Source organism: Micromonospora sp. PRAS1 (genome assembly GCF_059553435.1).
Genome location: NZ_JCANNB010000021.1, coordinates 61,343 through 87,343 on the forward strand (window position 1 = coordinate 61,343; position 26,001 = coordinate 87,343).

Sequence of the window (26,001 nt, forward strand, 5' to 3'; positions counted from 1 at the left end):
ATAGGAGGGGACCCCTCCTAACCGGGTCAGGCCGGCACCGGTTCCTCGACGCGCAGGCCGCGGGCGCGGACCTCCTCGGCGATGCGGGACAGCGACGTGTCCAGGGCGACCAGGGCGGCGGACAGCTCACCGAGCTGTTCCTTGAGCGTGTCCTCGGGCCACGCGGAGACATCGACGTCCCCCAGTGCGCTGACGGCGGCCTCCAGGCGGGCCATCACCTCATTCGTACGCATGTTCGAGAGGCTACAACAGCGCGACGTCCGACACACCGGAAACGCCCACCTCAACCGCGAAGTTACGGATTCAGCCGCGACCCGCCTCGCCCCCCGCGCCGCGGCCCGCCTGGGCCACTGCGGCCAGCAGCAACGCCTCGGCCAGGCAGACCCGGGCGAACTCGCCCAGGTGCAGGCTCTCGTTCGGCCCGTGCGCCCGGGCGTGCGGGTCCTCCACCCCGGTCACCAGGATCGCCGCCTGCGGAAACAGCTCCTGGAACGTGGCGATGAACGGGATCGAACCGCCGACGCCGATGTCCACCGGGTCCGTGCCGTCCCAGGCGGTCCGGAACGCTGACCGGGCCGCGTCGAACACCGGCCCGGTCGCGTCGATGACGCAGGGGGCACCGTCGTGCTCGAAGGTGACGCTCACCTGGGCGCCCCACGGGACATGCCGCTCCAGGTGGTCGCGCAGCGCCGCGTACGCCCGGGTCGGGTCGTCGCCCGGCGCCAGCCGTACGCTCAGCTTGGCCTTGGCCGCCGGGACCAGGGCGTTCGGTGCCTCCGCGGTGGCCGGGGCGTCGATCCCGAGCAGCGCCAGCGCCGGCTTGGTCCAGAGCCGGTCGGTGATCCGGCCGGTGCCGATCAGCTGTACGCCCGGCGCCAGCCCGGCCTCGGCGCGGAACCGCAGTTCGGGATAGTCGACGGTGGCGGTCTCCGCGCCGACCAGTCCCGCCACCGCGACGTTGCCGGCGTCGTCGTGCAGCGTGGCGAGCAGCCGGACCAGGGTGGTGAGCGCGTCCGGCACCGCACCGCCGAACATGCCGCTGTGCACCGCGTGGTCGAGGGTGCGTACCTCGACGAAGCAGTTGACGATGCCGCGCAGCGAGGTGGTCAGCGCCGGTACGCCGACATCCCAGTTGGCCGAGTCGGCGATCACGATGACGTCCGAGGCGATCGCGTCCCGGTGCTCGACGAGCAACTGCTCCAGCGAGTCGGAGCCGTACTCCTCCTCACCCTCGACGAAGACCACCACGCCGACCGGCAACCGGTCGCCGAACGCGCGCAGCGCCGCGACGTGCGCCATGATGCCGGCCTTGTCGTCGGCGGCACCGCGCCCGTAGAGCCGGCCGTCCCGCTCGACCGGCTCGAACGGGTCGGAGTCCCAGAGCGTCCGGTCCCCGACCGGCTGCACGTCATGGTGGGCGTAGAGCATGACCGTGGGCGCGCCGGGCGGTGCCGCCTTCCGGCCGATCACCGCCGGCTGACCACCGGCCCGCACGATCTGCACGTCGAGCCCGCAGCCGCGCAGCAGTTCGGCCACCGCCTCGGCGGACCGTTCCACGTGCGCGTGGTCGAAGCCGTCGAAGGCGATGCCGGGGATGCGGACCAACCGCTCCAGGTCGGCCCGAACGCCGGGCAACTCCCGCGCGACGGCAGCCCGCAGGTCAGCCTCGGTCATGATCGGTATGGTCATGCCCGGCATCGTATGCCGAGCTCACCGGCGGGCAGCGCCGGCATCCGCAGGTCAGCCGCAGCCGGGCGGCGGGCGTACCGGGCCGGGCAGCGGGCGAGGTGTGGACGCCGGCAAGGGCTGCGGCGATCCGCTACCGCCGGTGACCGGGACGGCCGATCCGTAGGTAGTAGCGGTCGGCGTCGTGCGGCAGCGCGGGAGCACCGTCGATCACCAGGTCGGCTCGGGCCTCGGTGCCGTCGGCGGCGAAGTGGGCCTGCTCGCCGACGTGCCAGCGGCGCAGCTCCGGCAGGATCGACGGGCCGTCCCGGGTCACTGCCCGGGTCAGCCGCAGCGGTGCCGGGGCGGTGACGAAGACCGCAAGGGTCAGGTCGGCACCGACGGTGGCACGGGCCACGCTCACCCCCTCCAGGATCAGCACCGGCGCGGCCGGCACCGGCACCGGCTGGGTCAGGAAGCGGCGGCGCACCCAGCTGTAACGGTGGTACGCGCCGGCCCGACCGGCGCGTACCGGCGCCAGCACCGACTCCTCCAGCCGAGGCCAGAAGCTGAGCTGGTCGTCCCACCCGTCGAGCAGGTCATCGGTGTGCACCACCGGCGGCCGGCCGCTGCCGGCGGCAGCGAGGGCATCGGCCAGGCGGGCGGCGAAGACCGTCTTGCCCGCGCCGCTCGGCCCGTCGACCGCCACCAACCGGGTACGCCCCAACCGGGCCGGCCGGACCAGCAGCCGTCGGGCCAGTCCGGTGTACGCCTCGAAGACCGCCACCACGGGCACCGACGTTACCGATCGGGTTGTCCCGCGCCGCTTCCGACCGCAACCATGAGGGCGGGCGGCATGATCGTGCCGTGTCCCATTCCGTGATGAGTCCCGGCGTCGAGGCGTTGCTGGAACAGGCCCGCGCGGGCATGACCCGGTTGACCCCACAGGAGACGGTGCAGGCCGCCACCAGGGGTGCGCTCGTGATCGACACCCGTACCGAATTGCAGCGCCGGGAGCAGGGCGACCTGCCCGGCGTCATCGTGATCGACCGGACGGTGCTGGAGTGGCGGCTCGACCCGGCCAGCGACTGGCGTATCCCCGAGGCCACCGGGTACGACCTGGAGATCGTGGTGGTGTGCCGCCAGGGCTACAGTTCCAGCCTCGCGGCGGCGAGCCTGCGCGCTCTCGGCCTGCACCGGGCCACCGACATGATCGGCGGGGTGGACGCCTGGCGGTCGGCCGGCCTGCCCTTCTCCGACCAGCCCGCCGACGTCCGCTACTGACAGCCGAGCCAGCAGGGCGGACCGCACGCGGCGGGGTCAGCCGGGTGGCGCGCCGGGCGGGACGAAGGGCAGGTCGGTGGGGGGCCCGGACTCGATCAGCCGCCACAGCGCCGCCGTGTCCAGGTGTTCCTCGACCAGATCGCCGAGCAGGTCGAGGGTACGTTCGCGGGCGGCGGCGAACGAGGTGCCGGGCGCGACCCGGAAGCCGGTACGCCCGGCGAGGTGGGCCACCCGGGTGAGGAACCAGCGACGAAACTCGTCGGACTCGAACGTGCCGTGCCAGTGGGTGCCGTGCACCACGCCGTGCAGCGCCCCCTCGCCGGCACCGCCGCCGTGCAACGCACCCTCACCGGTACCGCCGCTCTCCCGGAGCAGCGGAGACAGTTGCGGGTCGGCGGCCGAGACGTACCCGTGGTGGATTTCGTAGCCGCGCACCGGGAGGTCGTCGACGGCGCTGCCCTGCGCCAACCGGACGGTCTTGCGCGGGTCGAAGGTGATCTCGATGGGGAGCAGGCCGAGGCCGGGAACGCTGCCCCGACGGCTCTCCACCTCGTCGTGGATGGTCCGCCCCAGCATCTGGAAGCCGCCGCAGATGCCCAGCACCGGCCGGCCCGCCGCCACGTGCGCGGCGACCGCGTCGGCGAGGCCGGTCTCGCGCAGCCAGGCCAGGTCGGCCACTGTCGACTTGGAGCCGGGCAGTACGACCAGGTCGGCGGCGGCCAGTTCGGCCGGCTCGACGGTGAGCCGCACCCGTACCCCCGGCTCGGTGGCGAGCGCCTCGACGTCGGTGGCGTTGCTGACCCGGGGCAGCCGGACCACTGCCACGTCCAGCCACTCGGTGCCGTGCGGGGCGGCCGGGCGACCGAGCACCCGCCCGTAGGCGAGCGAGTCTTCCGCGTCCAGCCAGAGGTCCAGCGCCCAGGGCAGCACGCCGTACGTCGGCCGCCCGGTGAGCTGGCGCAGCATCTCCAGCCCCGGCGCGAGCAGGCCATGGTCGCCCCGGAACTTGTTGACCACAAAGCCGGCGATCAACGCCTGGTCGGTGGGGTCGAGCAGGGCCAGGGTGCCGAACATGGCGGCGAAGACGCCGCCTCGGTCGATGTCGCCGACCACGATGGTGGGGAGCCGGGCGTGCCGCGCCAGGCCCATGTTCACGTAGTCGGCGTCGCGCAGGTTGATCTCGGCGGGACTGCCGGCCCCCTCACAGATCACCACGTCGTACGCCTCCCGCAGCTCTGCCAGCGCGGCGTACGCCGTCTCCGCCAGCCGGGGACGCAGCGACCGGAAGGTGTCGGCGGTGATCGTGTCGACCGCCTCGCCGAGCAGCACCACCTGGCTGGACAGGTCGCTGCCCGGCTTGAGCAGCACCGGATTGAACCGCAGGTCCGGGGCGAGCCCGCAGGCCGCCGCCTGCATCGCCTGTGCCCGACCGAGTTCGCCGCCCCGACCGTCCGGCCCGACCACGACCGCGGAGTTGTTGGACATGTTCTGTGCCTTGAACGGCGCCACCTTCACACCCTGGCGGTACAGCCAACGGCAGATCCCGGCGGTGAGCACGCTCTTGCCGGCGTCGGAGGTGGTCCCGGCGACAAGTAGTCCCCCGCTCATCGCCGCCGCCCGTCCCCGCCCGCACCCGTCATCGACCGGCCCACCGCACCGACTGCACCGCCCCGGAACAGACCGCTCGAGCGGCCCACCGCCCCGGCGGCACCGGCCCGGGCGGCGCGGCGGGTCAGGGCGGCGGCCAGGCGACCGACGGTCAGTGGGTACGCCGCAGCCAGCCCGAGCGCCGCCAGCCCGACCGCACCCGAGATCCGGGCCGCCCGGGCCAGGTGCCGCGCCTCGGGCCGGGGACCGTCGCCGAGGAACGGGCGCACCTCGGAACGGCCGAAGTAGACGTTGCGCCCGCCCAGTCGTACGCCCAGCGCCCCGGCCATCGCGGCCTCGCACTGCCCGGCGTTCGGGCTGGGATGATCGGCCCGGTCCCGCCGCCACACCCGCCAGGCCCGCCCCTGGTCGCCCCGCCCGACCGGCGCGACGGCGACGGTCAGCAGCCCGGTCAGCCGCGCCGGCACCAGATTGAGCAGGTCGTCCAGGCGGGCGGCCGGGGTGCCGAAGCGGGCGTAGCGGGCCGACCGGTGCCCGACCATCGCGTCGAGGGTGTTCGCCGCCCGGTAGCCGAGCAGACCCGGCAGCCCGGCGACCGCGCCCCAGACCAGCGGGGCCACCACGGCGTCGGAGGTGTTCTCCGCGACCGACTCGACCGTCGCCCGGGCCAGTTCGGGCTCCTCCAACGTCGACGGGTCCCGACCGCAGAGGTTTCCGAGCCGCTGTCGGGCGGCCGGTACGTCGCCGTCGCGCAGGGCCCGGCCCATCGCGTCCGCTTCGTGGCGCAGGCTCCGCCCACCGAGCACCGCCCAGGTGCCGGCGGCGACCAGCACCGCCCGAGCCACCGGCCGACGTCGGGTGCCGACCGCAGCGACCGCCCCGACCAGCACGGGCGCGCCGACGGCGAGCGCGGTGAAGGCGGCACCCGAGCGCCGGTCGGGCCGGTAGAGGCGACGTTCCAGGGCCGCGGCGGCCCGGCCAAAGCCGGCGACCGGATGCCCCCGACGCGGGTCACCGAAGAACGCGTCCAGCGCGTACCCGGCGACCAGTCCCACCGCGTCAGCCCCCGCACCCGCCTGCCACACCCGCATCCCGCACCCCCGTCGCCCCCGATCGGCCAATCACCCTAACCCGCCCCACCGCTGATCACGTCCCGCTGCGATCCGCCCGTAGATCTTGGTGCGAAACCGCCCTCCTGGGGGCACTTTCGCACCAAGATCCACTCGATCCGGAGCTGGCAAAGTGGGTGGAGCGGGCGGAGTGGGTCGTCTGGTCAGGCCGGCTGGGGCTGGCGTCCGCGTCCCCGTCGACCGCGACCGGTGACGCCCGCCCCCGATTCCTCCGGGCGTCCCGCCGGTCCGTCACCGGTCCCGTTGATCTCGCTGGCCGACGCCAGCTCGTCGGCCGATACCGAGAGCTCGTCGGCCGGTCCCGCCAGGTCGCCGGTTGCCGAGAACTCGTTGGCGGATGCCGCCAGTTCGTCGGGCGATGCCGCCAGTTCGTCGGCGGACGCCGGCCGGGAGCCCGCGCCGGCTGCCGCGTCCGGGCCGTCGATGTCCACCGCAGCCAGCTCGTCGGCGGGCGCGTACGGCTGGTCCTCGGCGGTAAACGCGGCCAACTCGTCGGGGAAGGTCGGGCGGGACCCGGAGTCGGCCCGAGTCAGCTCGTCGGCGCGGGCCTGCCCACGACTGATGATGTCGTCGTACGAATCGTGCGGTGAGTAGGCGCGAGCACGCCGTGCCCCGTCGACCCGCAACGGCAGGAACTCGGGCAGCTCGAAGTCGTCGTCCAGCCGGCCGTCGTCCAACCGGGCGGGCGCCTCGTCGTCCGGCACCGGCTCGGTGACCTCACCGTGCACCCGCTGCTCGGTCTCGGCGTCGGAGACGACGCTCGTGCTGAGACTGGGCCGGTTGCGCAGGAACCGACCCCGCCCCCGGGACAGGTCGTGGCCGACCGCGACCGCCTCCAGTTCGTAGAGCGTGCGGTGGGTGCCGGCCTCGTCCGTCCAGTCCCGGGTGTAGAGCCGCCCGCAGACCACCACCGGATCACCGACCATCACCGAGGCCGCCACCCCCTCGGCGAGCTTGCGCCAGCAGTTGACGCGTACCCGCAGGCTGTTGCCGTCCACCCAGCGCCCGCTGTCGCGGTCGAGCCGCCGGGCGGTCGAGGCGACCTTGAAGTTGGCCACAAGCGTGTTGCTCTGGGTGGTACGCCGCCATTCCGGCGCCGTCAGAACATTTCCGACAATCGTTACATGGGTATCGAACATCGCCCCTCCAGTGGGGTCCGGGCCTGTCTTCGCGAGCCGACTCGGGACCGAGCCTGCGCTGCGGCACCACCCCAGCGCAGCCCTGCACCCCACGCCTGTGGACAACCAGGCCGCCTGTGGACGAACGCCTGATCAAGGTCCCGGTGTGATAGGGCCTACGGCCCTGGGACACCGCCGGCCGGCGATCGATGATCAAAAGGCAACGGAATTGTCACGTTCCGGACGCACCCGACCTGGGTAGGGATCTTTTCAACCGCACCTGTGCACGACGTCGAACGAAGGGTCAACCATCATGAAGATGACCGCCGTCCGTTCCGCCCGCGTCCCCGGTCAGGTGCAGCGATGAACGCGAACCCGGCCACCGTGGAAAAGTGCCTCCGATTCAACGCCGGCTTCTCCCAGGGCGACCAGAACTGGATCATCCCCCAGTTCGCCACGCTCGACGCCCGGCTGGCCGCCTTCGACGCCGACGCCACCGATCTCGAACTCTCGATCAAGGATCGCGAGGCGAAGGGCCAGCGGGTCACGCTGGAGTGCCGGATCGCCGGCTGGCCGAAGATCGTTACCACGTCGAGCGAGGAAGATCTGCGGGCCGCCCTCAACGACGTCCGGGACGACCTGCGCCGCAAGCTCAACGACGCGAAGACCCGGCAGGAGCCGCGCAACAACAAGCACCTGCGGGTCAACACCCCGCCCGGCCAGACCGAAGCGCCGGACGAGACGCCGGTCGACGACCTGGCCGGGGTCGGGACGACTACCGACGAGAGGTGACACGCCGCCGGCCGGACCCGACCGGCCGGCGCGTGCCGACCTGGGAAAGGTGATCGGCATGCCCAATGTGCAGCAACCGGAGATGCGCCGCAGCGGCGAGACCCGACTGGTCCAGGACAGCGACGGCCCGATCGAGGGCGGCGACACCTCGGCCAGCCGGGAGCACCGCTCGGTGCCGGTGGACCAGGTCTCGCCGTACGGTCCCGACCGGGGCCGGGCCACGACCTCGCACGAGCCGACCGGCCGCGAGGCCCAGGGCGACTGAGCGCGTACGCCCCCGCCCGCTGCAATCTGCGGGCGGGGGCTACCCGGCCGACGGCGCCGGCAGGTCCACCGGCTGGCGCCCGCGCCAATATGCGGGAAGCCGGCCTACCGTCCGGTAGCCCGCCGGCGTACCGTCGGCGACGTGGAACCGGATCTCCTGGGACCGCCGTACGAGCGGCACACCATCGACCTGGGCAGCGACGACGAGGGCCGGGTGGTCGCCACCCTGGTCCGCCGCCGGGCCGAGCAACCCACCAACCGGGCCGTGCTCTACGTGCACGGCTTCGTCGACTACTTCTTCCAGACCCACGTGGCCGACTTCTTCGCCGCCCGGGGCTGGGACTTCTACGCACTCGACCTGCGCAAGTACGGCCGCAGCCTGCTGCCGCACCAGACCGCCAACTTCTGCCGCGACCTCGGCGACTACTTCCCCGAACTGGACGCCGCGACACAGATCGTCCGCAACGAGGACGGGCACGACACCCTGCTGGCCATGGGCCACTCCACCGGCGGCCTGATCGTCTCGCTCTGGGCACACGCCCGCCGGGACGCCAACCAGGTCGACGGGATCTTCCTCAACAGCCCCTTCTTCGATCTCAACGCCCCCTGGTTCGTGCGCAGACCCATCGCCGCCGCCGTCGCGCGCCTGGGCCGCCGGGCACCGCACCGCATCCTCCCCCTCGGCCTGGGCACGGTGTACGGCGAGAGCATCCACGCCGATCATCGCGGCGAGTGGGCGTACGACCTGGCCTGGAAGCCGCTCGCCGGCTTCCCCGTCCGGGCCGGCTGGCTGGACGCCGTCCGCACCGGTCAGCGGCGGCTGCGCGCCGGACTGGACATCCCGGTCCCGGTGCTGCTCGCCTGCTCGACCCGCTCCTACCGGGGCACCAAGTGGCACGAGTCAGCCACCCTCGCCGACGCCGTGCTCGATGTCGAGCACATGGTCCGCTGGGCGCCCCGCCTCGGTCGGCACGTCACCCTGGCCCGCTTCGACGGCGGCCTGCACGATCTGACGCTCTCCGGTCCCGCCGTACGGGAAAAGGTTTTCACCGAGGTCGGACGCTGGGCCGAGGCCTTCCTCTGCGCCGGCCCCACGGCCACCCACCCCGACACCCCCGGCGTGCGAAGCTGACCCGGCCACCCGTTTCCGCACGCCGGGCCCGGGCGGCGGTACCCTTCTCGCGCGGTACCACGCGCCCGTAGCTCAGCGGATAGAGCAGGGGACTTCTAATCCCAAGGCCGCAGGTTCGAATCCTGCCGGGCGCACCCTCACTCCCCCAGCTCAGCAGCCTGCCGGTCCCGGTCGAGTCGATCACCACACCTCCCGTACAGCCAAAGTCGGCCGAAGAGGTGCTGGTTCTCGTCGATGGCGCAGGGCTTCAGGCGGGGGCAGCGACGCCGAGGCCCTCGCTCAGCCAAACAGTCCCGGAACCCGCTCCCGAAGCATGGCCATCACCCGCGACAGCCCGGTGTCCAGGTCGTCGCCTTCCCACCGCACGAACTCCTCGCCAAGCGGCTTGCCCGACACCATCACCGTCCAACGCCCCCGTTCGCGTTCGCCGTCCATCTTGACGTAGGCGACCAGGTCGTGATCCCCGGACTGGAACAGCAACACCGATTCACGCCATTGGTGCACCGAATTGACACATCCGGTTTGCCCATCCACAACGGCCACTACCCGCGCTGTCGCGGTTGCCCCTGGTGGGGCACCTCCTACCGGAGCGGTGGCCGAACCCACCTCACCCGCAATGGATTCCTGCCATGACTCGCACCGCATCTCAGGGGCAAGCTGCGGCGGGTTCACCGGCTCCCCGCTGAGGCACCCGAGCCCCAAGACTGCCAGCGCCGCCACGAGCCGCGGCTTTGTCGTCCTGCGGGGCGATGAGGGGCGGGCCGGCGCACTCAGATCGATGACGGGCATAGGGCAAGCTATCCGATGGGCAGGTAGCCCGGGAGAACGAGCGGTTGTCGCAGCAGGTTGCCTCGGAGCGCGCTCGTTACGATGCCGGCGACGCGACAGGGGATGCTGTGACAGTTCACGCCACGGGCCGGGCGATCACCCGGCTGGAGGCCGCCAGCGCACAGGCGGAGCGGGTGCTCGGAGCGCGAACGGCCAAGCGGATCGCGATGTTCGACAACGGTGCCCTGTACGTACGAGCGGGTTCGGGGCGTCAGTTCCTGGCATGGCTCATCGACTTCACGGTCTACCTGTTCGGCGTCGGGATGGGTGTCGTCGCCGTGGCCTTGGCGGACAGAGCGATGGCCTTCTCCGACGACATCGTCGCCGTGCTGGTGTTCTCGTTGTTCGTCCTGGTGCCGCTGCTCTACAGCCTCTGCTTCGGCAACGGCCGGGCGCTCGGCGCGGTCCTCACCGGCACGCAGCTCGTACGGGTCAAGGACGGCAGCCGAATCGGGCTCAAGGCATGGTGGGCCATGCTGGTCAGGACGCTGTTCCTGCCAGCGATGATCATCATGGCGATGTTGAGCGCGTTCAATAATGGCGGAGGGCACGTGCCCGGTTCACTGGTGCGGATCAGCATCGATCCCACCGCCACCCGGCAGCTCCACGCCGCTGGCCTCCGTTGACCTTCGGTTCCTTCCGAAGAATCATGGTCGGACCGTAGGATGCACCGCCAGGGGCGACAGCCGGACAACCGCCCGGCGTGCCAGCATGTTCGGGTGAATCCACCGACTGTCACCCTGCGCGCGATGCGTCAAGACGAGTACGAGAACTACACGACGCGACGTGACCTGGAATATGTCCAGGCCCTCGCCGAGACGATGCCGGCCGAGGCCGCGAGGGAGAAGGCGCGACAGGATCAGGCTCAGTTCCTGCCCCGGGGATTGGCGACGGAGCGCCAGCGGATTCTGGTAGCCGAAAACATTGAAGGCCAGGTTGTCGGCTACGCGTGGGTCGGGTTGGAGGAGCCACGAACCAAGACGACCGACACCGCGTGGCTCTACGACATCAGCGTGGAAGAGCCCTACCGGCGGTCCGGCTATGGGAGAGCGATCCTGGCGGCAGTAGAGGCGGTGGCACGGGAAGCGGGTGCAGATCGGCTGGGGCTCAACGTGTTCGGCCACAACACGCCCGCGATCTCGCTGTACCAGGCGTGCGGCTACGAGGTCACCGCCCAGCAGATGGCAAAGCGCCTGTAGCGAGCGGTCCGAGCTACCCCCATTGGCGCTGTCGCGGCGTCCGGCGGTGAGACCGTTGCGGATCAGGTCGTTGGCCGCGATCGGGCCGATGGTGGCGGCATCTGGCAGGTCTCTGCGTCTCACGTTGGCTCCTCCCAACGCTCGCGCGTCAGTAATCGTCAGGTGGGCATGATGCTTCTATGCGCTTGCTCGTGCTCGGCGGAACCTGGTTCGTTGGCCACGCGATCGTGACAGCCGCGATCGACGCAGGCTGGGAGGTGACCACGTTCAACCGAGGCACCTCGGACCCGTTCCTAGAAGCCGTGCGGACTATCCGGGGAGACCGGACTTGCCCCGAAGACGTGGCTGGCCTCGCAGCCGCCGGTCCATGGGACGCCGTGATCGACACGTCAGGATATGTACCGAGGAACACGCTCGATGTAGCCCGTACGCTCGCGCCCGTCGCCGGCCGCTACGTCTTCATGTCGACCGTCAGTGTGTATCGCGACTGGCCGGTGAAGCCGCTGAGCGACCGATCCGAGACGCTCTACTGCCCGCCTGGTGCCGGCCCGGATTACGGCACCGACACCGAAGACGGGCCTACCCGGTACGGCTACCAGAAGTCCGGTTGTGAGGCGGCAGCAATCGCCGCGTTCGGAGCGGCGCGGACGACGATTCTGCGGCCCGGTGTGGTGCTCGGCCCGCGTGAGTACGTCGGCCGCCTGCCCTGGTGGCTGCGTCGGGTGGCCGCTGGTGGGGAGGTGCTGGCACCAGGCTTCCCCGATCGCGCCATTCAGCCGATCGACGTACGCGACCTGGCCACATTCGCGCTGCGTACCATCACTGACAGGGCGTCAGGTGCGTTCAATGTCTGCGCCCCGGTGGGTGGCGCGACCTTCGGCGACCTGCTCGCTGACTGCGCCCACTCGACCCGGGGCGATGCCTCCTTCACCTGGGTGCCGAATGACTTCCTGCTCGGGCACGGCATTCGACAGTGGTCCGAGCTGCCGCTCTGGCGCACCTTCGATGGCGTGTGGCACGTCGACACCGCAGAGGCACAGGCCGCCGGCTTACGTACCCGGCCGCTAGCCCTTACCGTGCGGGACACCTGGCGGTGGCTGGTCGACAGCGGGGAGGTCGGCAACCATGACCGCGCTGCCGAGATCGGCATCAGTCAAGAGAGGGAAAAACAGGTGTTGGACGCCTGGCGGCGGTCAGGTGAGCGGACGGGCTGAGGTCTCCGACAGCCACACCGAGATGACGGTACGCAGCCGCGCTATTCCGCCGACTTGTTGTACCGGTCGAGCGTCGCCTTGGACGTCGAGGCATCCTGGAAGATCAGTTCCCATGGGCCGGTGTTGACCTCCATGTCCTTGCCGAACCCGACCCACTTTCCGGCCATCCGCCGACCGGTGGGCTCGGCCAGGAGTTGGATTGCGCCGTGATAGCGCGCGCCCCGGTAGTAGCCGGCCGGGTCGGTCTGCTCGACCCACGTGCCGGTGATGACGGCACCGTCCACGGTCAGATCGAGCGACAGCGACGATGCCGCTGAGCCGGGCAGGCTGCGCGCGGTCAACCGGTCACTGTGCTGAAGCAAGACCACGAAGTGCTGCCCGGCGAAGGATTCCCCCCGCCCGCTGGAGTAGTACTGGTAACGGCTAAGCCAGACGCCCTCGTATGTCCTGTGGGCCGTAGCTGGCCCGGAGGTTGGCGTCGGTTCGGCCAGGCTGGACATGGGTGCCACCTCCTGTGTCGTCACGGTCGGCGTCATTCAGGCATCGCGAGCCCTTGGGCGGGCCTGCATGTGAGTTCAGCGTGGCCGTCGGGCGGCTCTCTCGACTTCTCGCAGGACGAGTCCGAGGGTTTGTGAGCGGCGGTCTGCTGGTAGCGCCGTCCAGGCCCGTCGGGCGTAGGCCAGTCCGGCGGTTCGGTCACCGGCCTTGGTCATCATGAGTGCGCGGTGGAGTTCGATGTGGGTGGCGAAGCGGGTCAGCGACGGTGGCCGGAGGCGGTCGGCGTCAGTCTGGGCTTGTTCGCCAGCGCGGGTGATGCCAAGTCGGGCGTAGAGCATGGATCGGAAGGTGGCCATGCGCCAGGGCGGTACGGCGGCGTCGGAGATCTCGTTGTCGGGCGAGGCGGTCTGGTCGAAAACTCGTTGGGCTTCTTGGTCGGCGGCGATGGCTGCGCTGGCGTCGCCTCGTCCGGCGGCGATGTGCGCGCGGGCCATCAGCGCTTGAAGGCGGCCGAGTGACGGGCGGCCGGACAGAGCGAGTGCTTCGTCGGCATAGCGCTGGGCGACGGGAAGTGCGGCACCTTCGTAGGCCAGGGCGATGGCGGCCCGGCCGCGTACCCAGACTCGGACGGCGAGGTCGTCGGAGCGGTCGGCGGCGATGCGGGCGGTGTCGTACCAGCCGATGGCCGCAGTTGGGTCCTTGGTGGTTTTGCCGTAGGTGGTGAGGGCGCGGGCGGCGGTGGCCCACATGGTGGGGTTGTCGAGTTGTTGTTGCATGACCACGAGGTCGTTGGCGAGCCTGGTTTGCAGGGAGTCCGCGCCGATCTCCATGTAGTCGCGGCCGTACTGGTCGACGCGGTCACGCCACCGGTCGGGGCTGTCGCGATGTCCGGCGAGGGCGGCGGTGAAACCGTTGCGGATCAGCTCGTTGGCCGCGATCGGGCCGATGGTGGCGGCAGCTAGCAGGTCTCTGCGTCTCACGTCGGCTTCTCCCAACGCTCGCGCGTAGGCGAGCACAATGTCCGGCGTCGCGGTCCGGCGTCCCGCTTCGACGTTGCTCAGGTGCGAGGCCGAGTAGCAGGTGCGCGCCGCGATAGCGGCGAGGGTTACACCGGCCTCAACGCGAGCGTTCCTCAATTGCGCACCGAGGTCATCCATCCGAGCCCCTGTGAAAGGTCTTGAAAGCATCGAGATACTTCCGAGCGTAGTCACGCGGTTACCAGAGTAGATCCCGCACGAGGCAGGAGCGGAAGCACTGCGGAGGTAGGGATGAGCGACAGCGGTTCCCGCGACAGCATTGGCGAGCGGGTGCAAGCGGCGGAACGAGAAGCGGCGAAGCAACGGCTTCTTGCGCAGGCTGAGGCGGAGCGGATTCCGGTTGAGGAGACGACTCGGGCGGTGCCGGATCGGCGGTGGCGTCGTCGCGTACGCCTGGACGGCATTTCAGCACGCCCGATATCCACAGGTGGTGGAGTTGCTACCGAGCCTGCTGGGCGGCGTGCAGCGCACCCATGCCCGGGAACCGGCGGCTGGCCGGGCAACGGTGGTGGAGGCGCATCGGTTGACCGCGGCGCTGCTGATGAAGCTGGACGAGGCGGATCTGGCCTGGCTGGCTGCCGATCGGGCGATGGCTGCCGCTGCCGGTGATCCCGTGTTGGTGGGGTGTGCGGCGGTGCAGCTCGGGCAGGCGTTGCGGGCCTCGGCGCGGGCGCGGTCGGTGCTGCTGGCTGCCGCGTACCGGATTGCTCCGCCGGATCTTGCGGGTGGCTGCCCGCCGGAGTTGTCGCTCTGTGGGGCGCTGCTGGTGCAGGCCGCATTGGTCGCGGCCCGGTCCGGTGCCGAACGCGCGAGCGGCGAGTTGCTGGACGAGGCTGCGGAGCTGGCGGCCCGGGTGGGCGACGGGCTCGATTTTCATCGGACGGCGTTCGGGCCGACGCGGTCGAGTTGGCGCGGTGTGCCGCCGCCGTGGAAGTGGGTGACGGGTCGGCGGCGGTCGCCCGGCACAGATCGGCGATCCGGCGGGACGGGTGGCGGTTGCTGCCGGTCGAACACCGGGCGGCGCACCTGATCGACGCCGCCCGCGCCTACCTTCAGGCCGATGATCCGGCCAACGCAGCTCGGGTGCTGCTCGTTGCCGAGAGTCTGGCACCGCAGGAGGTGCGCCGCCGGCCGGCGGGTCGGTACCTCCTCGGCCAGGTGGCTCGGGACCCGAGGGCACCGGCGGCGATCGGCGAACTGGCCCTCAGTCTCGGGTTGGTGTGACGGGCGACCGGCCCCTGTTGCGCAGGTTGCGGAACAACCACCAGACGCCCTGATGAATCAGTACGCCGACGCCGGTGTTGAGGAGCGCGAACCCGGTCGCGATGAGCAGCCTCGGCTCCACGCCCAGCGTGCTGGTGGCCACGAGCAGGGCCGGCCAGCTGATGGCGGTGACCGCGAGGGCCGACCGCCACCAATGACCGAACAGCAGGCCGAACAGGATCAGCGTGGGGATCACCGCAGCCTCCTTCGCCGAGTTTGGCACCCATGCTATGCCTACCGTCAGTAGGAGCCCGGCCGCATCTGCGTGAGCAGGGCCTTCCGGGCTGGCCCACAGCCGGTTCCTCTCTCCTGGCAGGGCACGGTAGCCAGCTACCTCGCCCAGCCCGTTGATCCATGAAAGAGTGGGCTGATGAGCGCTGCCTTAGCCACGACCAGACGAGCCGGTCTCCTGGGTGTCGGGTACGAAGGGCGCTCGATAGACGAGTTCGTGGAAAGTCTCGTAGATCAGGGCGTGACCTGTGTTGTCGACGTTCGGATGACGCCGATCTCGCGCAAACGCGGCTTCAGCAAGTCGGCGCTGCGTCAGGCGCTTGCCGCCGTCGGCATCAGGTACGAGCATCACCGCGAACTGGGTAACCCCAAGGACAACCGGCCTGGCTTCGCCGGCAGCACCGAGGAGCTGGCCTCGGCACGAGCCGCCTACGCCGCTCTGCTCGACAGCGCCGAGCCGCAGTCCGTGCTCGACCGGCTCGCCAAGGCCGCGCCTACCGAGTTGATCGCGCTTCTGTGCTTCGAGGCGGACGAGAGCCGCTGCCACCGGGGCGTCATCCTCGACGCCATCCGCGACTGGTCAACTACCGCTTCGGCCAGTACACGCCGAGCACACTGAACACCCGTACGCGTTTGGCCTGGTTGCCGACGTAGAAGGCGACATCTCGATCAGCCGCGCACATCTCGCCGAGAAACTTCTCCTCCAGAGCTTCCGCGAGGGCCCGGTCCGAGTGGCCTTCCAACCGGCGCTGTAGCGCTACGAACTCCCAGTCGATGATGTGCTGCTTATGACCGTTGCACCCGCGTTCGCCACAGCGGTAGTGGTACGCAGCCTTGAAGCGTGGTGCCTGCAACGGCGCTCGGTTCGGACCGCCGAACAGGTCGGGTTGGCTGGCGTACGCCTCGATCTTCCGCTGCTCGTCGGGCGTCCAACCAGGATGCGGTACGACCTTGAAGGCACCGACGTCACGTGGCCGCACCAGGGCCAGTGACTGAGCGTCCGGCCGAGACTGTGCCTCACGATTCAGCCGACACATCGAGTCCTCGACACAGGGGCCGAGCAGGGGCGCTCGGGACCGCCAAGAACCCAGGTGGCGTTCCTGCTGGACGCTGTCCATGAGCGGCTTGAAGCTCTCGCGACGCTGATCCTGCCGCGCCGGCTTGACCGCCACCGAGATGATGTCGTATTTGCGGAACTTTTCGGTGCTGTCCAAGTGGCGGAAGTTGATGGGATAGAGACGCACCCACGACGGCTTGAGCACGTCCGTGCGTAACCCCGCCACGCACACGGTTTCGCCGTACTTTTCGGACGGATTCGGCGCCGCCTTCACCGTGACCAGCAGCTGCATCCGGGTTACTCGGTCGTCGACCGGCTTCGGGTCAGGTGCCGCAGCGCCGGACCCGAACAACGACATCTGTGTCACGCGCGCCTCCAGACCGGGGGCAGCCTTCGGTAATCGTGCGATCACGAAAGATAATCCAGGATCGCATGAAAATTACTCTGAGGCACGCAGTGACTACTTGGAGGAAGGCTTGGGCGGCGGCGTGAAGAGATCGGCCGCCGCCCAACTCTTGGCGCTCCGGTTAGTCAGGCCGTTTGGCAGGGGGTGCTGTTGAGGCGGAACTCGGTGGGGCGGTTGTTGGTGCCGGAGTAGGTGGCCTGGAAGCCGAAGCTGGCCGTGCCATTGGTGGGCAGGTTGCCGTTCCAGGCCACGTTGCGGGCGGTGACGTTCCGACCGGACTGGGTGACCTGGGCGTTCCACCCGCCGGTGACCTGCTGGTTGCCGGTGAACGACCAGGTAAGCGTCCAACTGGTCAGGGCGGCGCCCCGGTTGGTGACGCGGACCTCGGCGGTGAAGCCGGTGCCCCACTGGTTGACCGTCCAGTTGACCGTGCAGGCGCCGGGGCCGGTGGTGGGCGGCTGGGTGGTCGGCGGCGGCGCGGTCGGGCTCGGGGTCGACGTGGGAGGCGGGGTCGGGGTGGGCGGCGGCGTGGTGCCGTCGCGGGGCGGGAAGCGCAGGATGCGGTCGTCGGTGGCCGCCGGGGTGCCCCGGCCGTCGCGGTTGCTCGTGGTCACCCAGAGCCAGCCGTCCGGGCCGTACTCCACTGTGCGCAGCCGGCCGTAGCTGCCGAGCAGTTCGGCGCTGGGGGTGCCGACGCCACCGGAGCCGGTAAGCGGCACGTTCCAGAGTCGGGTGCCGCGCAGGCTGGCCACGAAGAGCCGGTTGCCGGCGATGGTGGCGCCGCTGGGCGACGCCTCGGCCGGGGTCCAGACGAGCAGCGGGTCACGGAACCGAGGGTCTCCGGCCCGCCCCTCGACCGTGGGCCAGCCGTAGTTGCCGCCCGCCACGATCAGGTTGATCTCGTCCCAGGTGTTCTGGCCGAACTCGGTGGCGTACAGCCGGCCCTGGGCGTCCCAGGTGAGACCCTGCACGTGGCGGTGGCCGAGGCTGTAGACCGGCGAGCCGGCGATCGGGTTGCCCGGCGGGACCGTGCCGTCCGGCCGGATCCGCAGGATCTTGCCGTTGCGGCTCTGCGGGTCCTGTGCGGTGGCCGTCTGGCCGGCATCACCGACGCCGACGTAGAGCAGCCCGTCCGGTCCGAAGGCGATCCGGCCGCCGTTGTGGATCGCGGCGCGGGCCAACCCGGTGAGGATGGGCTCCTGGTTCTGCGGCGCGGTGAGTCGGAAGCGGGCGATCCGGTTGTCGGTCGCGGTGGTGAAGTAGACGTAGATCCAGCCGTCCTGCGCGTAGCTCGGCGAGACGGCGAGACCGAGCAGGCCACCTTCGCTGGTGGCGGTCACGCCGGAGATCTGGGCCACCGGCTCGGGCGACTGCCCGGGGCGTACCCGTACCACCTGGCCGGTGGGGCGCTGGGCGACCAGGGCGCTGCCGTCGGGCAGGAAGTCCATCCCCCACGGCACCTGGAGCCCGGTGGCGACGGTCTCCGGCCGGGTGAAGTCGAAATCGCCGACGGCGAGCGCGCCGGGCGCCCCGCCGGCTGCGGCACCCGGCGCCGGATCGCCGACGGCGGCGGGCCGGCCTTCGGTGCTCGGTGCCGCGCCGGCGAGACCGCCGACACCGACGCCGCCGGCTACCAGCCCGGCGGCGAGTGCAGCACCGACCGCGAGTCGGATCTTCATGCCACCCCCTCAATATTGACGATTTTGAATAGAATACGTCCAACATGCGTCGAGCGGCCGTCGAGCGCCCGTCGAGCGGCCTCGGGTGGCGCGTGGGGAGCGCCGGGCACGGGCGCGGGCAACCCGTAGCCGACACGACGTTCACCCATCGCAGCCAGGCCCGCTGCCCCGTGTTATTCTCCGACGTCGATCTCCGCAGCGCGGACCCGGATCGGGTCGTTTGTCGCAAAGGACGCCTACCCGATGCCGGCCTTGCCCAACCTGAGCGTGCCGCCACCGGTCGGGCCGGCGCTGCCGGCCCGGCCGATGTCCGACCCGGTGGAGCGACCGGCCGCCAGCGCGTTGGCCTTCATCTTCACCCGGTTGCCGGCCCTGCTGCGGCTCTCCTGCGGCCTGGCCTGCGCGGTGGTGGCGCTCGCCGTGCGTACCCCGCCGGTGCGGACCGAGTTGCTGGTGCCGGCGGTGGTGGCGCTGACCGCGTGGTCGGTCTGGTACGCGCTGCGCGCCTGGCGACACGGCATCGGTCCGGCACTGGTCGCCGGGGACGTGGCACTGACCACCGCCGCCTGCCTGGCGATCCCGGTCCTGGTCGCGCCGGAGGTGCTGCCCGGCGAGGCCAGTTGGATCGCCGTACTCGCCAGCACCACCGTGATCAACGCGCAGGCGACCGCACCGGCGCGCTTGTCGATCCCGGCGGGCCTGCTGGTCACCGTCGGGTACGTCGTCGGCACCCTGACGGCCGGCGACAGCACCGAGGCCAGCGCCCACGCGGCGACCCTGCTGGGACAGATCGGCTGCACGGCGCTCTTGGGTGCGGTGATGCGGCGGCGCATCGCCCGCGCCGACACCGCTTTCCTGGCCAACCAGCGAGCCAACCGGGAGGCGCTTATCGCGCGTACCGCCCGGGAGGCAGAGCGGCAGCAGAACCGCGACCTGCACGACACGGTCCTGGCCACGCTCACCATGGTCGGGCAGGGCGCGGTCGCCGGGCCGTCCGTGGCGCTGCGCGAGCGGTGCGCCGCCGACCTGCGTACCCTCGCCGCCCTGGCCGAAGCGCGGTCGACCCCGGGCACGTCCCGGGTGGACGAACGGCTGCGGGCGGTTTTGCAACGCCTGCCCGGCCTGCCGGTCAACGCCGACCTGCCGCCGTGCACGGTGCCACCCCCGGTCGCCGAGGCGATCGCGGAGAGCGCACACGCCGCGCTCTCCAACGTGGCCCTGCACGCGCCCGGCGCCATGACCCGGCTGCGGCTGCGGCAGTTCGCCGGCACCGTCGCGGTCGAGGTGCTCGACGACGGTCCCGGCTTCGACCCGGCCACGGTCCCCGCCCACCGGTACGGCCTACGGGAGGCGGTACGCGGTCGGATGGCGACGGTCGGCGGGCGGGTCGACATCGACTCCGCGCCCGGTCGCGGCACCCGGATCCGGCTGGAGTGGTCCGATGTCGGCTGACCCGGGCACGACCGACCGGACGCAGAGCCTGCCGGCGCCGCGTACCCCCGAACTGGTCATGGCGACCCGGGCGGGGCGGGCGGCGGCCGCGGTGGTCCGCATCTCCGACCGGGGTGCCCGGATCGTGGTGGTGACCATCGCGCTGGTCTGGCACCTGGCCATCGGACTGCCCGCGGTGCTGGCCAACCGGGCGGAACTGGCACTGCCGCAGGTCGTGATCGGCGGCTGGCTGCTGGTGGCGGCGCTCGGGGTGGTCGCCGGCAGCCGACTGCTACGCGACGCTCCCCTACCTGCACCGCCATCGGCCGCGCTCCTGCTCGCCGTGGACGTGGCGGTCTTCGCCGCGGTGGGCCGGTCCCAGCTGTTCGGCCCGGCCAACTGGGTCTGGGGCGGACTCGCCTGGTTCTTCGTGGTGGTCCTCTGGCGACGGCCGGTGCGCTGGATCTTCGCCCTGCTGGCCGCCCACGCGTGCATCGGACTGACCGCCGTCGTGTGCCAGGGTGCCACCGAGGCTGCGGACCTGGCCCGCGCCACCATGGCCCTGTACGGCACGTCCTCGTTGCCGGCGGCCGTCTTCGCCGGGGGCGCCACGCTCGCCGCGCTCTCCCGGGACCGGGCCGCCACTGCGGCCACCACAAACACGATGGTGGCCGAACGCGAGGCCGCCGAGCGGGCACGGCGGGACCGGCGCGAACGGTTGGCGCTGGTCAGCGCCGCCGCCGGGGAAATACTTACGGAGCTGGCGCAGGGGCGGGCCGAGCCGACCGACCCGCAGGTGCAGCGGCGCTGCGCCCACGCCGCCGCCCGGCTACGCCGGCTGATCGCCGAGTCCGACGACGTGCCCCATCCCCTGCTGCACGAGCTGCGGGCCGCCGCCGACCTGGCCGAACGCAACGGCCTGCGGATCGACCTGATCACCATCGGCAGCCCGCCGCCGCTGCCGGTGCAGGTCCGCCGGTGCCTTACCGACCCGCTCATCGCCGTGCTCGCCGACGCCCGGGACTGGGCCCGGCTGACCGTCGTCTCCAGTTCGGACGAGGTGGAGGTAGGTCTGGTCACCCCCGATAGCGATCCGTCCACCCCCGATGGCGGTCCGGCCGGTGCCGGTGGCGGTCCGGTGCCCTCCGGCCCGGCGGATGCCGAGGCCAACGGTCCTCCGGCGGAGGATGGTGATGGACAGGTCGAGCAACACTACGAACGGGACGGGAAGATCACATGGACGCAGACGCGCTGGCGCCGGTAGAGCCGGAGCGGCCCGTCGGCGTGGCGATCGTGGACGACCACCCGGTGGTCATCGACGGGGTACGCGCCTGGCTGGCCACCGAGCCGCGGCTGACCGTACTGGCCACCGGTGACGATCCCGACGAGGTGCTGCGGGCCGCCCCCACGGCCGACGTCATCCTGCTCGACCTCCGGCTGCACGGCCGGCTCGTGCTGGACAAGCTGGCCGAACTGAGCGCCGCAGGCCGGCGGGTGGTGGTCTACTCCGAACACTCCGACCCGCAGACGATGCTCGCCGCCGTGGATGCCGGGGCGGTGGCCTTCCTCGCCAAGCACGAGGGACGGGAGCACTGCGTGGCGACCGTCCTGGACGCGGCGGCCGACCGGCCGTACGTGGCACCCGCGTTGGCCGGGGCGATGGTCGGCGATTCGCGGCCGGACCGGCCGGTGCTCTCCGACAAGGAACGCGAGGCCCTGCTGCTGTGGTTCCAGTCGATGTCGAAGGCGTCGGTGGCCCGGCGGATGCGGATCAGCGAACACACGGTCAAGCAGTACGTGGACCGGGCGCGGATCAAATACAGCCGGGTGGGCAGGCCGGCGGCAACGAAGGCGGCGTTGCTCGCGCGGGCGATCGAGGACGGGCTCATCCGACCGGAGGAGATCGGCATCTACCGGTCGCACGCGGCGACCGATTGGCCGACCCCCTAACAGGCGTCATGACACCACTGCAGAGCTGGGCGAGGCTCATCCGCAGATGCCGTCTGCACCGGAGGTCCGTGACGATGCACGATGACGCGTCCCCCTTCTTCATCACGCCGCATCGGTTCGATGTGACGGACGACGGCACCGGCCCGCTGCTGGACCGGCGGTACGAGCTGGTGCCGGAGAACGGTGAGCAGGTGCTCGGGCGCCACCGGCTGGACGTGGCGGGCTACCTGCTCGGTCCGACCGAGACCTGGCTGCGCTGGATGCTGCCCGCCCCGGTCACGCTCACCGTCACCGACCGTCGGATGGTCTACGTCGGCACCGGCTCGCACCTGGCCCTCGTCGGTGCCCGACACCGCCGGGGACGGCAGAGGCCGGCGCTGGTGAGCGGGCAGATCCGCTGGCAGTGGCCGTCCCGGCTGGAGTCGGTACCGGCCACCGGGGAGACTCCCGCGCGGCTGTTGGTGGTCTGCGACGCGCTGCGTACCATCCAGCAGCCCGCCCTCGCGCTGATCGGCCCCGGGCCGCAGGTCAACGAGCTGGGTCAGCGGATCCGCCGGGCGGTGGCCGCGTTCCGGCTGACCCGGCCCGAGTTGGTGGACCTCTCCCCGCCGGAGCGGGACGCGCTGTCCCGGCTCGCCCGCGTCGCACCGCGCCCCGGCCAGGCTCGGGTGGTCCTGCCCGGTTCGCTGCCGGTCGAGTTCCACTCCCGCGATGACTACTACCGACCCCGGCACGCCGACCAGGTCCCGTACGGCGCGGTGTCCGGGCAGCGGTAGGGCGCCGGTCAGGCGGTACGGGCGCGGGGCCGGTCAGGCGGTACGGGCGCGGGGCCGGTCAGGCGGTACGGGCGCGGCGCTCCTCGGCGTCGAGCGCGACGGCCTGCTCCGGCGTGGGCGCGGTGCCGCCGAGGTGCGCCGGCAACCACCAGCGGTCCGCCGGCCCGGCGGGCCGGTCCGGGTACTCCCGCTGGGCCCGGTCGACAAGCGCGTGCAGCCGGTTACCCAGCTCCGCGCTCATCGCGGCGGCGTCCGGAAACGCGGCAGGCTCCATCGGCTCGCCGACCAACACGGTGATCGGCGTGTGCCGGCGGGTAAGGGTGCGCGGACGGCCCTTGGTCCAGAGCCGCTGGGTGCCCCAGAGCGCCACCGGCAGCACCGGTACGGCCGCCTCGCGGGCCATCCGGACGGCCCCGCTCTTGAGTTCCTTCACCACGAAGGAGCGGCTGATCGTCGCCTCCGGGAAGACGCCGACCACCTCGCCGGCCCGCAGCGCGGACAGCGCGGCGGCGTACGACTCGGCACCCGCGCGCCGGTCCACCGGGATGTGTCGCATCCCGCGCATCAGCGGCCCGGACACCCGGTGCCGGAACACCGAGTCCTTCGCCATGAACCGGACCAGCCGCTTCGACTCCAGCGCGCCCAGCCCGCAGAAGATGAAGTCCAGGTAGCTGACGTGGTTGCTGGCCAGCACCGCCCCACCGGAGCGCGGCACGTGGTGGGAGCCCTCGACGCTGAGCTTCAGGTCGAGAACCCGGAACATCGTCTTGGCTGCGGCGATCACGGGCGGGTACACGAGTTCCGGCATGCCGGAGACTTTAACCCGGCCAGGTTCGGTTCACTCGGCGAGCTTGTGCAGGTCGAGGCGGCCCCGGGCGAAGGCATCCACCCGGCCCCACCGGCCCGGGATGTCAAGCACCTCGATCCGGCCCATCCCGATCGGCAGCCGAGGCTCGACCGCCAGGTGTCCCTCGTGCGGTTCCAGGCCGAGCATCGTACGCAGCAGCAACAGCGGGGCACCTGTCGACCATGCCTGCGGGCTGCACGCGGTCGGGTACTCCACCGGGAACTTCGTCTGCTCGCGCGGGTAACCGCCGAACGCCTCCGGCAACCGGCCGTCGAAGTAGCGGGCGGCGTCCAGGATCCCGCTGGCGATGGTGGCGGCCTCCTCGGCGAAGCCGTACCGGCGCAGCCCCCAGGCGCAGAACGAGGTGTCGAAGGGCCACACCGTGCCGTTGTGGTAGCCGATCGGGTTGTACCGGACCTCGCCCTCGGCCAGCGTCCGCACCCCCCAACCGGAGAAGAGCCGATCGCCGACCAGGTGCTGGGCGACCTGCTCGGCCCGGTCCTCGGCGACGATCCCGCTCCAGAGCAGGTGGCCGATGTTGGAGCTGAGCACGTCGCACTGCCGCCCGTCCGGGTCGAGCGCGAGCGCGTAGTAGCCGCCGTCGGCTACCCACCAGTCCCGGTTGAACCGTTCCTTCAACGCCGCCGCCTCGCGCTCCAACTGCTCGGCGTACGCCGGGTCGTCCCAGAACTCGCGGGCCATCCGCGCCGCGCGCATCTTCGCGTCGTACGCGTACCCCTGCACCTCGCAGGTGGCCCGGGGAAACGGCGGCAGGGTGCCGTCGGCGTACGAGATCGAGTCCCAGGAGTCCTTCCAGCACTGGTTTTCCAGGCCGGTGTCGGTGTTGCGCCGTTCGTACCAGATGTAGCCGTTGCCGACCAGGTCGGCGTAGTCATCGACCCAGCGCAGCGCCCGGCGGCACTCCTGCTCCAGCTCCTTGACCAGCGCCACGTCGCCGGTCCACCGCTCGTACTCGTCGAGCAGCACCACGAACAGCGGCGTCGCGTCCACCGAGCCGTAGTACGGCGAGTGCGGTTGTTCCTCGAAGGCGGCGCTCTCGCCGTAGCGCATCTCGTGCAGGATCCGGCCCGGGTCCTCCTCCCGGAAGTCGTCGAACCGGGTGCCCTGGAGCGCGGCCAGGATCCGCAGCGTGGTGGTGCTGAGATCGGGTGTGAACGGCAGGGTTTGCAGGCAGGTCAGGATGCTGTCCCGGCCGAACATGGTCATGAACCAGGGCAGCCCGGCGGCGGGCAGCGTCTGACCGCCGAGCGACAGCGGCGAGAAGCGCAGCGCGGCCAGGTCGATCATGCATCGCCGGTACGTGGCGGCGAGCTGCCCGTGCTCGCTGTTCACCTTGGGCGCGTCGGCGATCCACTCCTCCAGGTCCTGCTCCAGGGCGAGCCGCTCGGTGCCGTGCACCCGCAGCCCCATCCGCAGGTCCCGGCCACCCGGGCCGAGCGCTCGGGTCTGCACGTCGATTGCGGTGTGCCACTGTTCGTTCGGTTCCAGATGGATCAAGTAGGCGAAGCCGTTGCGGTCGTACCGCGCCGGCACCGAGGAGGAGATGATGGTCTCCCGCTTGAAGTTCCCGCGCCGGTAGCCGAGCCGCAGCCGGTCCGCTTCCACCTCGGTGTAGACCTCGCCCTTCTTGTTCAGGATCTCGTCCTTGACCTCGAACAGGTCGGCGAAGTCGCAGCCGGCATCGATCCTGACCTCCAGGTCGACCGCCTTCTCGTCGTGGTTGAGGATGGTGATGCCCTCCCGGAAACTGCCGCCGACGGCCCGCTCCCGGATGATCGACAGTTTCGCGTCGACGTAGTGCGTGGCCAGGCCGGGCACCAGGAAGAAGCGCGACTCGTAGTACTGGAGGTCGTCGTAGGAGAGGGCGTTGAGCCGCTCGCCGTTGACCGTGAGCACCCACTTCGACAGGAACCGGGTGTCGATGGAGAACAGCCCGGTGGGCTCGGTCGGCGTGGCCTCGATGTCCCCGGTGGCCTCGCAAACGACGAAGGTGTTGCCGTCCAGGATCCGGACGGTGTGGGAGGGGGCCATCAGCGCACCCCCGCCCGGTAGCGGCGCGGCCCGAGTGCGTGCGGGGGCCCGGGGAAGATCCGTTCGAACTGCACAAGCATGCGGGCGTCACCGCTGACCGTCATGTCCCCGCGCAGCAGCGCCGCCAGCCCGCTCTCCCGGCCGGTGGCCAGATCCTCGAAGATCGCGGGGCTGACGCCGACCACGGTGTCCGCCTCCAGTTCCTGCCGGTTGACCTGGATCGTCCCCCGGTCGATGCGCACCAGCCAGTGCGTGGTCTGTGGCCCTTCGTGCAGGTCGAAGCGCAGGGTTCCGGAGGACTTCGCCAGCAGCGGGTCGTACCCCCGCTGGTCGAGTTCCTCGAAGAACCGCATGGTCGCGTCCGCCATCGGCTCCTGTCCTCCCCGTCGGTCCCGGCCGGTCACGGCGGGCGTCCGTCCCCGCCGGCCGGCTTCTCGCGTCCGAGGAGGGTCCCCGCCCGGCGCGGGGTCAACCTCGCCCGGATCGGGTGAGATCCGCTCGCCGGTGAGATCCGCTCGGGCGCTGGTGGGGCCGGGACAG

Annotated in this window: 27 protein-coding genes, 1 tRNA gene and 2 pseudogenes; 15 read left to right on the top strand and 15 right to left on the bottom strand. The window is 71.2% G+C overall.

Features of this window, described 5'->3' with window-relative positions:
• Positions 1-26: 26 nt before the first annotated feature.
• The 3 genes from AC507J_RS20075 to AC507J_RS20085 form a co-directional block, all read right to left on the bottom strand.
• Positions 27-233: a hypothetical protein gene (locus AC507J_RS20075; protein ID WP_341717271.1), complete on the bottom strand. Its 207-nt coding sequence runs from the start codon at positions 231-233 to the stop codon at positions 27-29.
• A 70-nt stretch (positions 234-303) separates the two neighbouring features.
• Positions 304-1,674 (bottom strand): dipeptidase, encoded by a 1,371-nt coding sequence (locus AC507J_RS20080; RefSeq protein ID WP_496290754.1) that lies wholly within the window; start codon positions 1,672-1,674, stop codon positions 304-306.
• 145 nt (positions 1,675-1,819) lie between these two features.
• The gene (locus AC507J_RS20085) at positions 1,820-2,455 is read right to left on the bottom strand and encodes a uridine kinase family protein (protein ID WP_496290700.1); all 636 of its coding nucleotides are present in this window, start codon (positions 2,453-2,455) and stop codon (positions 1,820-1,822) included.
• 92 nt (positions 2,456-2,547) lie between these two features.
• Here AC507J_RS20085 and AC507J_RS20090 point away from each other — a divergent pair, with 92 nt between their 5' ends.
• Positions 2,548-2,949, top strand: a complete 402-nt coding sequence (locus AC507J_RS20090; protein ID WP_496290755.1) for a rhodanese-like domain-containing protein — start codon at positions 2,548-2,550, stop codon at positions 2,947-2,949.
• Here AC507J_RS20090 and AC507J_RS20095 read toward each other — a convergent pair.
• From AC507J_RS20095 to AC507J_RS20105, 3 genes and pseudogenes are all read right to left on the bottom strand, one after another.
• Positions 2,845-4,557, bottom strand: a pseudogene (locus tag AC507J_RS20095) (cobyric acid synthase); the annotation flags it as partial. The gene AC507J_RS20090 and the pseudogene AC507J_RS20095 overlap by 105 nt on opposite strands.
• Entirely contained in the window at positions 4,554-5,648 is a 1,095-nt protein-coding gene (locus AC507J_RS20100) for a cobalamin biosynthesis protein (RefSeq protein ID WP_496290701.1), read from the bottom strand. The pseudogene AC507J_RS20095 and the gene AC507J_RS20100, both read right to left, overlap by 4 nt.
• A gap of 182 nt (positions 5,649-5,830) precedes the next feature.
• Positions 5,831-6,826: a single-stranded DNA-binding protein gene (locus tag AC507J_RS20105; protein WP_496290703.1), complete on the bottom strand. Its 996-nt coding sequence runs from the start codon at positions 6,824-6,826 to the stop codon at positions 5,831-5,833.
• Positions 6,827-7,168: 342 nt separating this feature from the next.
• On the opposite strand from AC507J_RS20105, the gene AC507J_RS20110 reads away from it, so the two are divergent.
• From AC507J_RS20110 to AC507J_RS20125, 4 genes are all read left to right on the top strand, one after another.
• Positions 7,169-7,597 carry an HPF/RaiA family ribosome-associated protein gene (locus AC507J_RS20110; protein WP_496290704.1) on the top strand — a complete coding sequence of 143 codons (429 nt, stop codon included), beginning with the start codon at positions 7,169-7,171 and terminating at the stop codon, positions 7,595-7,597.
• A 58-nt stretch (positions 7,598-7,655) separates the two neighbouring features.
• Entirely contained in the window at positions 7,656-7,862 is a 207-nt protein-coding gene (locus AC507J_RS20115; protein WP_496290705.1) for a hypothetical protein, read from the top strand.
• A 141-nt stretch (positions 7,863-8,003) separates the two neighbouring features.
• Complete coding sequence (locus AC507J_RS20120) at positions 8,004-8,993, top strand: alpha/beta hydrolase (RefSeq protein ID WP_496290706.1); 990 nt, start codon at positions 8,004-8,006, stop codon at positions 8,991-8,993.
• Positions 8,994-9,054: 61 nt separating this feature from the next.
• Positions 9,055-9,127 (top strand) — tRNA-Arg (locus tag AC507J_RS20125).
• A 145-nt stretch (positions 9,128-9,272) separates the two neighbouring features.
• Here the strand turns inward: AC507J_RS20125 and AC507J_RS20130 are convergent.
• A complete protein-coding gene (locus AC507J_RS20130; protein ID WP_496290707.1) occupies positions 9,273-9,476 on the bottom strand; it encodes a hypothetical protein in 204 nt (67 codons plus the stop codon).
• A gap of 350 nt (positions 9,477-9,826) precedes the next feature.
• Between AC507J_RS20130 and AC507J_RS20135 the strand changes: the two genes are divergently transcribed.
• The 3 genes from AC507J_RS20135 to AC507J_RS20145 all read left to right on the top strand — a co-directional run bounded on the left by AC507J_RS20135 (position 9,827) and on the right by AC507J_RS20145 (position 12,234).
• Positions 9,827-10,447, top strand: coding sequence for an RDD family protein (locus tag AC507J_RS20135; RefSeq protein ID WP_496290708.1), 621 nt, complete (start codon positions 9,827-9,829; stop codon positions 10,445-10,447).
• A gap of 93 nt (positions 10,448-10,540) precedes the next feature.
• Positions 10,541-11,020 carry a GNAT family N-acetyltransferase gene (locus AC507J_RS20140; RefSeq protein WP_496290709.1) on the top strand — a complete coding sequence of 160 codons (480 nt, stop codon included), beginning with the start codon at positions 10,541-10,543 and terminating at the stop codon, positions 11,018-11,020.
• A 179-nt stretch (positions 11,021-11,199) separates the two neighbouring features.
• Entirely contained in the window at positions 11,200-12,234 is a 1,035-nt protein-coding gene (locus tag AC507J_RS20145; protein ID WP_496290710.1) for an NAD-dependent epimerase/dehydratase family protein, read from the top strand.
• A gap of 41 nt (positions 12,235-12,275) precedes the next feature.
• On the opposite strand, the pseudogene AC507J_RS20150 reads toward AC507J_RS20145, so the two are convergent.
• A pseudogene (locus tag AC507J_RS20150) lies at positions 12,276-12,740 on the bottom strand (XRE family transcriptional regulator); the annotation flags it as partial.
• A 69-nt stretch (positions 12,741-12,809) separates the two neighbouring features.
• The gene (locus AC507J_RS20155) at positions 12,810-13,889 is read right to left on the bottom strand and encodes a helix-turn-helix domain-containing protein (protein WP_496290756.1); all 1,080 of its coding nucleotides are present in this window, start codon (positions 13,887-13,889) and stop codon (positions 12,810-12,812) included.
• Between the two features lie 220 nt (positions 13,890-14,109).
• Between AC507J_RS20155 and AC507J_RS20160 the strand changes: the two genes are divergently transcribed.
• Both AC507J_RS20160 and AC507J_RS20165 read left to right on the top strand, forming a co-directional pair.
• Positions 14,110-14,799 (top strand): hypothetical protein, encoded by a 690-nt coding sequence (locus AC507J_RS20160; RefSeq protein ID WP_496290711.1) that lies wholly within the window; start codon positions 14,110-14,112, stop codon positions 14,797-14,799.
• Positions 14,766-14,993 carry a hypothetical protein gene (locus AC507J_RS20165; RefSeq protein ID WP_496290712.1) on the top strand — a complete coding sequence of 76 codons (228 nt, stop codon included), beginning with the start codon at positions 14,766-14,768 and terminating at the stop codon, positions 14,991-14,993. The genes AC507J_RS20160 and AC507J_RS20165 overlap by 34 nt, the downstream gene beginning before the upstream one ends.
• Here AC507J_RS20165 and AC507J_RS20170 read toward each other — a convergent pair.
• Positions 14,974-15,228 (bottom strand): hypothetical protein, encoded by a 255-nt coding sequence (locus AC507J_RS20170; protein ID WP_496290714.1) that lies wholly within the window; start codon positions 15,226-15,228, stop codon positions 14,974-14,976. The two genes, AC507J_RS20165 and AC507J_RS20170, sit on opposite strands and share 20 nt — an antisense overlap.
• Positions 15,229-15,402: 174 nt before the next feature.
• On the opposite strand from AC507J_RS20170, the gene AC507J_RS20175 reads away from it, so the two are divergent.
• Positions 15,403-15,882, top strand: coding sequence for a DUF488 domain-containing protein (locus AC507J_RS20175; RefSeq protein ID WP_496290715.1), 480 nt, complete (start codon positions 15,403-15,405; stop codon positions 15,880-15,882).
• On the opposite strand, the gene AC507J_RS20180 is transcribed toward AC507J_RS20175, so the two are convergent.
• Together AC507J_RS20180 and AC507J_RS20185 are read right to left on the bottom strand one after the other, a co-directional pair.
• The gene (locus tag AC507J_RS20180) at positions 15,848-16,678 is read right to left on the bottom strand and encodes a DUF8757 domain-containing protein (protein ID WP_496290757.1); all 831 of its coding nucleotides are present in this window, start codon (positions 16,676-16,678) and stop codon (positions 15,848-15,850) included. The genes AC507J_RS20175 and AC507J_RS20180 overlap by 35 nt on opposite strands.
• 173 nt (positions 16,679-16,851) lie before the next feature.
• A complete protein-coding gene (locus tag AC507J_RS20185; RefSeq protein ID WP_496290716.1) occupies positions 16,852-18,405 on the bottom strand; it encodes a PQQ-dependent sugar dehydrogenase in 1,554 nt (517 codons plus the stop codon).
• Between the two features lie 243 nt (positions 18,406-18,648).
• Between AC507J_RS20185 and AC507J_RS20190 the strand changes: the two genes are divergently transcribed.
• The 4 genes from AC507J_RS20190 to AC507J_RS20205 all read left to right on the top strand — a co-directional run bounded on the left by AC507J_RS20190 (position 18,649) and on the right by AC507J_RS20205 (position 22,562).
• Positions 18,649-19,857 (top strand): sensor histidine kinase, encoded by a 1,209-nt coding sequence (locus AC507J_RS20190; RefSeq protein ID WP_496290717.1) that lies wholly within the window; start codon positions 18,649-18,651, stop codon positions 19,855-19,857.
• A 58-nt stretch (positions 19,858-19,915) separates the two neighbouring features.
• A complete protein-coding gene (locus AC507J_RS20195; protein WP_496290758.1) occupies positions 19,916-21,100 on the top strand; it encodes a hypothetical protein in 1,185 nt (394 codons plus the stop codon).
• On the top strand, positions 21,073-21,786 hold the full coding sequence (locus tag AC507J_RS20200; protein WP_496290718.1) for a response regulator transcription factor: 714 nt from the start codon (positions 21,073-21,075) through the stop codon (positions 21,784-21,786). Before AC507J_RS20195 ends, AC507J_RS20200 begins: the two co-directional genes overlap by 28 nt.
• 74 nt (positions 21,787-21,860) lie before the next feature.
• The gene (locus tag AC507J_RS20205; RefSeq protein WP_496290719.1) at positions 21,861-22,562 is read left to right on the top strand and encodes a hypothetical protein; all 702 of its coding nucleotides are present in this window, start codon (positions 21,861-21,863) and stop codon (positions 22,560-22,562) included.
• 58 nt (positions 22,563-22,620) lie between these two features.
• On the opposite strand, the gene AC507J_RS20210 is transcribed toward AC507J_RS20205, so the two are convergent.
• From AC507J_RS20210 to AC507J_RS20220, 3 genes are read right to left on the bottom strand one after another with little or no spacing between them, the layout of a single operon-like run.
• Positions 22,621-23,370 carry a lysophospholipid acyltransferase family protein gene (locus AC507J_RS20210; RefSeq protein WP_496290720.1) on the bottom strand — a complete coding sequence of 250 codons (750 nt, stop codon included), beginning with the start codon at positions 23,368-23,370 and terminating at the stop codon, positions 22,621-22,623.
• Between the two features lie 30 nt (positions 23,371-23,400).
• On the bottom strand, positions 23,401-25,461 hold the full coding sequence (locus AC507J_RS20215) for an amylo-alpha-1,6-glucosidase (RefSeq protein ID WP_496290721.1): 2,061 nt from the start codon (positions 25,459-25,461) through the stop codon (positions 23,401-23,403).
• Complete coding sequence (locus AC507J_RS20220; RefSeq protein WP_496290722.1) at positions 25,461-25,829, bottom strand: SCP2 sterol-binding domain-containing protein; 369 nt, start codon at positions 25,827-25,829, stop codon at positions 25,461-25,463. The genes AC507J_RS20215 and AC507J_RS20220 overlap by 1 nt, the downstream gene beginning before the upstream one ends.
• Positions 25,830-26,001 lie beyond the last annotated feature (172 nt).

Excerpts from the sequence above, each read along its gene's own strand:
- AC507J_RS20220 (WP_496290722.1), bottom strand. The coding sequence starts at position 25,829 with ATGGCGGACGCGACCATGCGGTTCTTCGAGGAACTCGACCAGCGGGGG.
- AC507J_RS20195 (WP_496290758.1), top strand. The coding sequence starts at position 19,916 with ATGGCGACCCGGGCGGGGCGGGCGGCGGCCGCGGTGGTCCGCATCTCC.
- AC507J_RS20110 (WP_496290704.1), top strand. The coding sequence starts at position 7,169 with ATGAACGCGAACCCGGCCACCGTGGAAAAGTGCCTCCGATTCAACGCC.
- AC507J_RS20215 (WP_496290721.1), bottom strand. The coding sequence starts at position 25,461 with ATGGCCCCCTCCCACACCGTCCGGATCCTGGACGGCAACACCTTCGTC.
- AC507J_RS20205 (WP_496290719.1), top strand. The coding sequence starts at position 21,861 with ATGCACGATGACGCGTCCCCCTTCTTCATCACGCCGCATCGGTTCGAT.
- AC507J_RS20155 (WP_496290756.1), bottom strand. The coding sequence starts at position 13,889 with ATGGATGACCTCGGTGCGCAATTGAGGAACGCTCGCGTTGAGGCCGGT.
- AC507J_RS20090 (WP_496290755.1), top strand. The coding sequence starts at position 2,548 with ATGAGTCCCGGCGTCGAGGCGTTGCTGGAACAGGCCCGCGCGGGCATG.
- AC507J_RS20210 (WP_496290720.1), bottom strand. The coding sequence starts at position 23,370 with ATGCCGGAACTCGTGTACCCGCCCGTGATCGCCGCAGCCAAGACGATG.
- AC507J_RS20180 (WP_496290757.1), bottom strand. The coding sequence starts at position 16,678 with ATGTCGTTGTTCGGGTCCGGCGCTGCGGCACCTGACCCGAAGCCGGTC.
- AC507J_RS20100 (WP_496290701.1), bottom strand. The coding sequence starts at position 5,648 with ATGCGGGTGTGGCAGGCGGGTGCGGGGGCTGACGCGGTGGGACTGGTC.
- AC507J_RS20190 (WP_496290717.1), top strand. The coding sequence starts at position 18,649 with ATGCCGGCCTTGCCCAACCTGAGCGTGCCGCCACCGGTCGGGCCGGCG.
- AC507J_RS20145 (WP_496290710.1), top strand. The coding sequence starts at position 11,200 with ATGCGCTTGCTCGTGCTCGGCGGAACCTGGTTCGTTGGCCACGCGATC.
- AC507J_RS20115 (WP_496290705.1), top strand. The coding sequence starts at position 7,656 with ATGCCCAATGTGCAGCAACCGGAGATGCGCCGCAGCGGCGAGACCCGA.
- AC507J_RS20105 (WP_496290703.1), bottom strand. The coding sequence starts at position 6,826 with ATGTTCGATACCCATGTAACGATTGTCGGAAATGTTCTGACGGCGCCG.
- AC507J_RS20175 (WP_496290715.1), top strand. The coding sequence starts at position 15,403 with ATGAGCGCTGCCTTAGCCACGACCAGACGAGCCGGTCTCCTGGGTGTC.
- AC507J_RS20075 (WP_341717271.1), bottom strand. The coding sequence starts at position 233 with ATGCGTACGAATGAGGTGATGGCCCGCCTGGAGGCCGCCGTCAGCGCA.
- AC507J_RS20080 (WP_496290754.1), bottom strand. The coding sequence starts at position 1,674 with ATGACCGAGGCTGACCTGCGGGCTGCCGTCGCGCGGGAGTTGCCCGGC.
- AC507J_RS20185 (WP_496290716.1), bottom strand. The coding sequence starts at position 18,405 with ATGAAGATCCGACTCGCGGTCGGTGCTGCACTCGCCGCCGGGCTGGTA.
- AC507J_RS20200 (WP_496290718.1), top strand. The coding sequence starts at position 21,073 with ATGGACGCAGACGCGCTGGCGCCGGTAGAGCCGGAGCGGCCCGTCGGC.